At 60.8% G+C, this 5719-nt stretch carries 6 protein-coding genes; 2 read left to right on the plus strand and 4 right to left on the minus strand.

Annotated elements, in window-relative coordinates; all coding sequences use genetic code 11:
* Positions 1 to 349 (plus strand): hypothetical protein (locus tag ACH2EH_RS05965; RefSeq protein WP_395139879.1); only part of this gene is annotated, 349 nt, incomplete at its 5' end.
* On the opposite strand, the gene ACH2EH_RS05970 is transcribed toward ACH2EH_RS05965, so the two are convergent.
* Positions 304 to 453: a hypothetical protein gene (locus ACH2EH_RS05970; protein ID WP_395139881.1), complete on the minus strand. Its 150-nt coding sequence runs from the start codon at positions 451 to 453 to the stop codon at positions 304 to 306. The genes ACH2EH_RS05965 and ACH2EH_RS05970 overlap by 46 nt on opposite strands.
* A gap of 21 nt (positions 454 to 474) precedes the next feature.
* A complete protein-coding gene (locus ACH2EH_RS05975; protein WP_395139882.1) occupies positions 475 to 1185 on the minus strand; it encodes an NIPSNAP family protein in 711 nt (236 codons plus the stop codon).
* Positions 1186 to 1313: 128 nt separating this feature from the next.
* Here ACH2EH_RS05975 and ACH2EH_RS05980 point away from each other — a divergent pair, with 128 nt between their 5' ends.
* Positions 1314 to 2753, plus strand: a complete 1440-nt coding sequence (locus ACH2EH_RS05980; RefSeq protein WP_395139884.1) for a cytochrome c peroxidase — start codon at positions 1314 to 1316, stop codon at positions 2751 to 2753.
* An 84-nt stretch (positions 2754 to 2837) separates the two neighbouring features.
* Here ACH2EH_RS05980 and ACH2EH_RS05985 read toward each other — a convergent pair whose 3' ends face one another.
* Positions 2838 to 3860: an NAD-dependent epimerase/dehydratase family protein gene (locus ACH2EH_RS05985; protein ID WP_395139886.1), complete on the minus strand. Its 1023-nt coding sequence runs from the start codon at positions 3858 to 3860 to the stop codon at positions 2838 to 2840.
* Between the two features lie 99 nt (positions 3861 to 3959).
* Positions 3960 to 5719, minus strand: a 1760-nt coding sequence (locus tag ACH2EH_RS05990) for a hypothetical protein (RefSeq protein WP_395139888.1), incomplete at its 5' end; no start/stop codon positions are given.

Consider the following 5719-nt stretch of genomic DNA (forward strand, 5'->3'; position numbering starts at 1 on the left):
CCAGCAAACGGGGAAGGGGCATGGGCAGATTCCCGGTGTGGACGATCTTGTCTGCAAGCCGCGTCCCTCCGGCGATAATTTTCTGGACTGGAGCGGCCCAACGGGAAGCGGCATCACCTACGATATCGAGACGCGCACCGGGCCAGGGCAGCCTTGGGAGAAGATCGGCTACACGACGCGCACTGCCTGGCTTCATGAAAACGCCGGGGCAGGCATCCACCGCGAGTACCGGATTGTTCCTCAGCGCAGTGGTAGGAGCGGCGAGCCCAGCAACGCAGCTCTGGCGTGCCGCACCCGCCTAGATCAGCGGCGAGGAGCAAGCTGCGCCTCCTCCTCCGCCTCAACCTGAGCATAGACCGCCGCGAGCTGTGCCGCCTCAGGAAGGCTGAGAGTTTCCCCGGCATCTTCTCGCCGACGCAGTGCCTCGATTTGTGCTTGCTCAGTCTCGCTCATAGCCTGCATTATACCGCTCGCCTACACTAGCGGGGAGTAGTCCGTGGGAACCAGAGGCACGGAAATCACGCCCTTTTCTTTCAGCGTCAGCGCTCCCCCCGCCTCTTTCTCCGATGCCTCTCGCGCCGCTTGCCACGCCGGGTCGGTGCGGAACGTGTCCCACGAAGCTTTCCGGGCCATTTCACTCGGGTAGGCCATCAGATAGACCAGCGTGTTGTCCGCGCCTTTTTGATCGGCATCCAGCTCCCAGTAGGCGATATTGGTCATCTTGTGCTTTTCAAAAAGCTTGGCGGTATGCTGCCGAAAACGACTCTGGAGCCGCGCTAAGTTCCCCGGCGAGGCGTAGTAGGTTCGCAGCTCAAAGGCCCGTGGCTGCCGCGCGGACTTGGCCGGGAGCTTGGGTGAGAAATCCAGCGTGTGCAGAAACTGCGACTCCACTTTCACGGCCAGCTTGCCGTCTTTTTCAGACTCTTTATAGACCGCCTGCCACTCAGAATCGGCCCCGAAGGCCTTAAACGCCGCGTTGCGAAACTCCCGGCTCGGGTACGAGAGCACGTAGTAGAGTTTGCGCTCCGGGTTCTCTTTTTCCGAGGGCATCCAGTAGCCCACACTGGTCATCCCGTGCTTCTTAAAAAGCCCGAGCGTGTGGTTGCGGAAGCGGGCATTGAGGGCATCGAGCTTGCCCTCCCCCGCCGTGTAAATACGAAGCTCGTAGCAGCGCTTGTCGTTCATGGTTCTCATTGTACCCTCCCTGCCCTGAGGGAGGGTGCCGAGGGACGAGGCGGGTGGGTCCGCGGGTGGGTCCGCGGGTGGGTCCGCTTCATGACTTCTTCACGACTCGGATTTACCCTGATGCCACTATGGACACAAAAAACTTGCTCGCTCCTCGTCGTCGCTTCCTGATCTCGGCTACTCTGGGCCTGCAAGCGCTTACCCTGGCAACAATGGGCTGTGGGGGCGGAGGAGGTGGTACCGTCGCTCCCACTCCGACACCCGTGCCTGTCTCCACACCCACTCCTGTCCCGGGCGCAACACCAGAACCAGGTGCGACGCCATCACCATCACCCGTACCCGGCGCGACGCCGACCCCGGTGCCGGGCGCAACGCCGACACCAACACCAACACCGAGCGCAACTCCCTCACCAACGCCCCTCCCCACGCCAAGCCCGACTCCCACGCCAAGCCCGACTCCGATTCCCACGCCTACTCCCACTCCGACCCCCACACCGGATCCGTTTGCGGGAACCAAAGAGTACACGACACTGGATGTGAATAACCTCTTCAACTACGCAAGTCCTGCCTATCCCGTGCACTACGATGCCAATGTCCGCTCCCAAGACAATACGCCAGGCAACAACCCCGTGACAGACCGAGGGGCAACACTCGGGCGTGTCCTATTCTTCGACAAGCGCCTCAGCCGCAACGATACGGTGGCTTGCGCGACCTGCCATGTCCAGAGCAAGGGTTTTGTGGACAATAAGACACTCAGTGTGGGCTTCGAGGGTGGACTCACGGGAGCACATAGCATGCGCATCGCCAATGCACGCTTCTACACCGGAATGCAGATGTTCTGGGATCGCCGCGCGGCGAGCCTGGAAGCCCAAGCTACCCAGCCAATCCAGAATTCTGTCGAGATGGGCTTCGATGCCGCACACGGCGGAATGGCGGCTGTCGTTGCCAAGATGAACGCACTGCCCTACTACCCCGAGCTCTTTCGCTTTGCCTTTGGCGACAGCACAATCACTGAGGACCGAATCCAGCGCAGCATTGCCCAGTACGAGCGTAGCATGGTCTCTGTAAGTAGCAAGTTCGACACCGAGTTCGCCAAGGTCTTTAACCCGGGGATTCCGGGCGGAGGAGTGGGCCAGCAGTTCGCAGGCTTCACGAATCAAGAGGAGCGTGGCAAGCAGGTCTATCTGCTCGCCCCCAACCAGGGTGGTGCGGGCTGCGCCGGGTGCCATAGCGTGCCGACCTTCTCGCTTAATGCCAACTCCCGTAGCAATGGCCTGGATGCGGGCGAGACCCGAATCTTCAAGTCCCCCTCACTCAAGAATGTCGGAATCACGGGTCCCTACATGCACGATGGGCGCTTTGCCACGCTGGAGCAAGTGGTGGATCACTACATTGGCGGCGTGAAAGATGGCCCCGCGCTCGACAACCGGCTCAAAGGCCCAGGCGGCACCCCCCAGCGCCTGTCCCTTCCTGGCGAAGACCGCGATGCTCTCGTGGCGTTCTTGCGCACTCTCACCGACAACACAATCACGAGCGATACCAAGTTCAGCAATCCATTCAAAAAATAAAGACAAACGCGAGGTTTCCAGCAGCCCTAGCCGCCGCCCGATCATGGCAATTAAACAAACCACCAGTAGGAAAAAGCAATACGCTCAATCGTATGCATCGAATGTGTTCAGTGTCTGAAGTGCCGCCTGCCACGCTGCGATCAGCCGATCCTCGTAGGTGTCGCTCTCGGCGGGCTGAGCCTTACCATTTGCCTCCATCCAAGCGATTGTCCGCGCCGCACCCACAGCCCAGGAGACACTCTGGCCGGGGTAGCCGCCGATAGCCTTGATCTTATCGGTGGTGAAGATACTGGGCCAGGCAAAGATCTCACGCAGCCCGCCGGTCCATTCTGGCTTGGCGAGTTCAGAGAGCGCACTGGTAGGAATGTAGACAGGATTGAACGTGCCGCCAACCACCTCGGCAACGACTTTGTGATAATCATTCCACGTCATGTTCTCTTCCCCGGTGATATTGAAGCACTCGCCAAACGTCTTCTCTTTGCCCATTACGGAGATAAAGCCCTCCGCGACATCGTCCACATGGCAGCTCGCCCAGAGGCCCGTTCCATCGCCGGGGACAATCACCGGAAGGCCTTTGCGCAAGCGATCTGGAAACGTCCCGAACGACCCCCAGCCGCCCACGGGCCGGATGAGCGTTCCCCCTTCGCCGTAGCTGTGCGAGGGGCGCATCACAGTGACAGGAAAGTCCGGCTCACTCAGAAAAAGCTGCTCACAGGCGGCTTTATTCTTGCCATAGCCACCAACTGAGTGATAAGGCTCACTCTCGGGTGTCGGAATGGTGACAGGCGGGCCGGAGTACACACAGACCGTCGAACAGAAGATAAAGTGCCCGCAGCGGCCCTTAAACGCCCGAATGCTCGATGCGGCATCGTCGGGGCTAAAGCAGATCATGTCCACGACCACATCGTAGTGCTTATCTGCAAAGAGCGCCTCAAAGGCCGCGCGATCACTGCGGTCCCCCTTAACAATTGTCAGGTTCGGGTGCGCAGGCAGGCGATTCTCACTACGCCCCCGGTTGAAGCAAGTGACCTGCTCGCCACGCTGAAGCAGCTTACGCGCAATCGCCGTTGAAATGAGGCCCGTGCCTCCCAGAAATAATACGTTCATGCGGCTATTGTACGCGCTTTTGCCGCCGGTTGAAACCGGCGTCTGCAATGGCTTCGTCCCTCAGCCGCAAAGCCCGTTCCGGGCTAGGGAAAGAGGAGGCTACTCAATAGGCACGTGGATGATCAGCAGACTGTCGGTCGTCCGGGGAGTGGCTCGTCCGCCCTCAATGGTCACGGGAACCAGTTCCTGTGATGTTAGCGCCGTGATCAGGGCCTCATTGGTTCGTGTCACAGAGCCGTAACGATTTCGACTAGGATTTCCATACACGCTGGGTTGCTCATCCGGCACAGAATTTGACAACATCGGGAAGAACCGCCGCGCTGCCTCTTTACTATCAGGCGAGGGAGGAGGTCCAGAAACAACACGGTGGAGTAAAGTTTCCTGGCCGTAAAAACTAAGACCGACGGTTTGGGTCGCGCCGGGAGCCAGATTTGGGATAAGAGCGCGTCCTGTGCCAAAGTGAACCTGAACGGACTCCAGTGTGACTCCGGTGTTGTTGGTCACGGTGCCTTCCAGAACAGCGCCCCGGCGCTTCAGGGATGCTGTCACGCCACCGCCCAAGGGCAGATCGGTGGTGTAGAGGCTGACACTGCGCATGGCCCACTGCGGCACAGCAAAGTCCTGGAGACGCGTGGGCTGACCGGGTACTTGAGCCGAGCTGAGGCTTGACAGATCCCCGACCGTTCTAAAGAAGGACGTATCGGCAGTCGGCGCCGTGAGGCTGTAGGTCGTTCGGTCTGGGGAGTAGAGCCCAAAGCGTGCGACAGCAGCTCCGGTGGTTCGCCCCGCAGCGGTCTCGATCACGGCTGCCGTGTTGTAGAACGCCGCCCGGCTACGGCCCTGGCCGCCCACCACGTAGGCCCCCAGGGCAAAAGCGCCAGCCAGCAGCGGAGTCGTTCCCCACGCCCACTCGCGCTTATCGAGGCGGCGTAGGATCAGATACTGAAGCGGCACTACGGCAAGTAAGTAGGCTCCCAGAAAGAGCGCGATGGTGGAAAACGGGGGTGCCTGCATCCCCGAGCTTTTCAGCACCTGCGGAAAGAGCCCCGCCATAGAAGAGGCGTAGTTCTCTTCCTCTTGCCCTGCAAAACGGGCACGCAGGGAACCGACATAGTTCCAGGGGGCCACAAGCGCCTTCACCGAGGGCGTTGCGCTCGTGTGAACGATCCTCCCCGCTCCCAGCAGCTCCACTCTCTCCGGGGTGTCGGTTTCTTCCGGATGCACCAAAATACCGCCCGCGTTTACCCAGCGCTGCAGCGCCGCTTTTTGCCCCGCGCTCAGCCCCTGCTCGCTAGTCAGGACGACAATTCCAAACTGAGCCAGTGCGCTTGCCTGCTCGGTGAGCTGGCTGGGTGTGGCGGCGACGACCGAAAAATAATCTTCGTCCGGCAGCTCCCTACTCATCCCTACCTGTCCCGGCACACGACGGGGCCCGCCGGGCACGAGTCGGCCCGATTCGCGGTGGACGCCACTGACCTGGCCATTGAGGCCCTCCCATGTACCCGCGCTACCATCTTTGCTGACCACGAGAACTCGCAGGAGCCCTTCCGGCTTCACGGCGGGGTTCCAGGTCTGCGCCGCCACGACATCGCCGCGTGTACTGCGCAGTAGCACTTTGGACGGGAGCCAGCTACTGGATGCATAGCGAACGCGCACAGTCACAGTCGCCACCGATGCCCCTGCGGGAAGAGTGACAGGTGTCTGCCACTGCTGCGTCCCCTGGCTGAGGACAACCTCCCCGGAGAAGGCCGCTCCATCCGCCGGGTTGGTGAGTGTCACCGTGACCGGCTGCTCATAGCCGGGCATCAGAGCCGCACTAAAGTGCGGGGTGAGTGTTAGTTTTGGCCCCGCTGCCAGTG

This window comes from Armatimonas sp. (assembly GCF_043760365.1).
Lineage (GTDB): Bacteria > Armatimonadota > Armatimonadia > Armatimonadales > Armatimonadaceae > Armatimonas.

What these genes read in the sequence shown, in the direction of transcription:
- ACH2EH_RS05970 (WP_395139881.1), bottom strand. Translation starts at nt 453, where the DNA reads ATGAGCGAGACTGAGCAAGCACAAATCGAGGCACTGCGTCGGCGAGAA.
- ACH2EH_RS05985 (WP_395139886.1), bottom strand. Translation starts at nt 3,860, where the DNA reads ATGAACGTATTATTTCTGGGAGGCACGGGCCTCATTTCAACGGCGATT.
- ACH2EH_RS05975 (WP_395139882.1), bottom strand. Translation starts at nt 1,185, where the DNA reads ATGAACGACAAGCGCTGCTACGAGCTTCGTATTTACACGGCGGGGGAG.
- ACH2EH_RS05980 (WP_395139884.1), top strand. Translation starts at nt 1,314, where the DNA reads ATGGACACAAAAAACTTGCTCGCTCCTCGTCGTCGCTTCCTGATCTCG.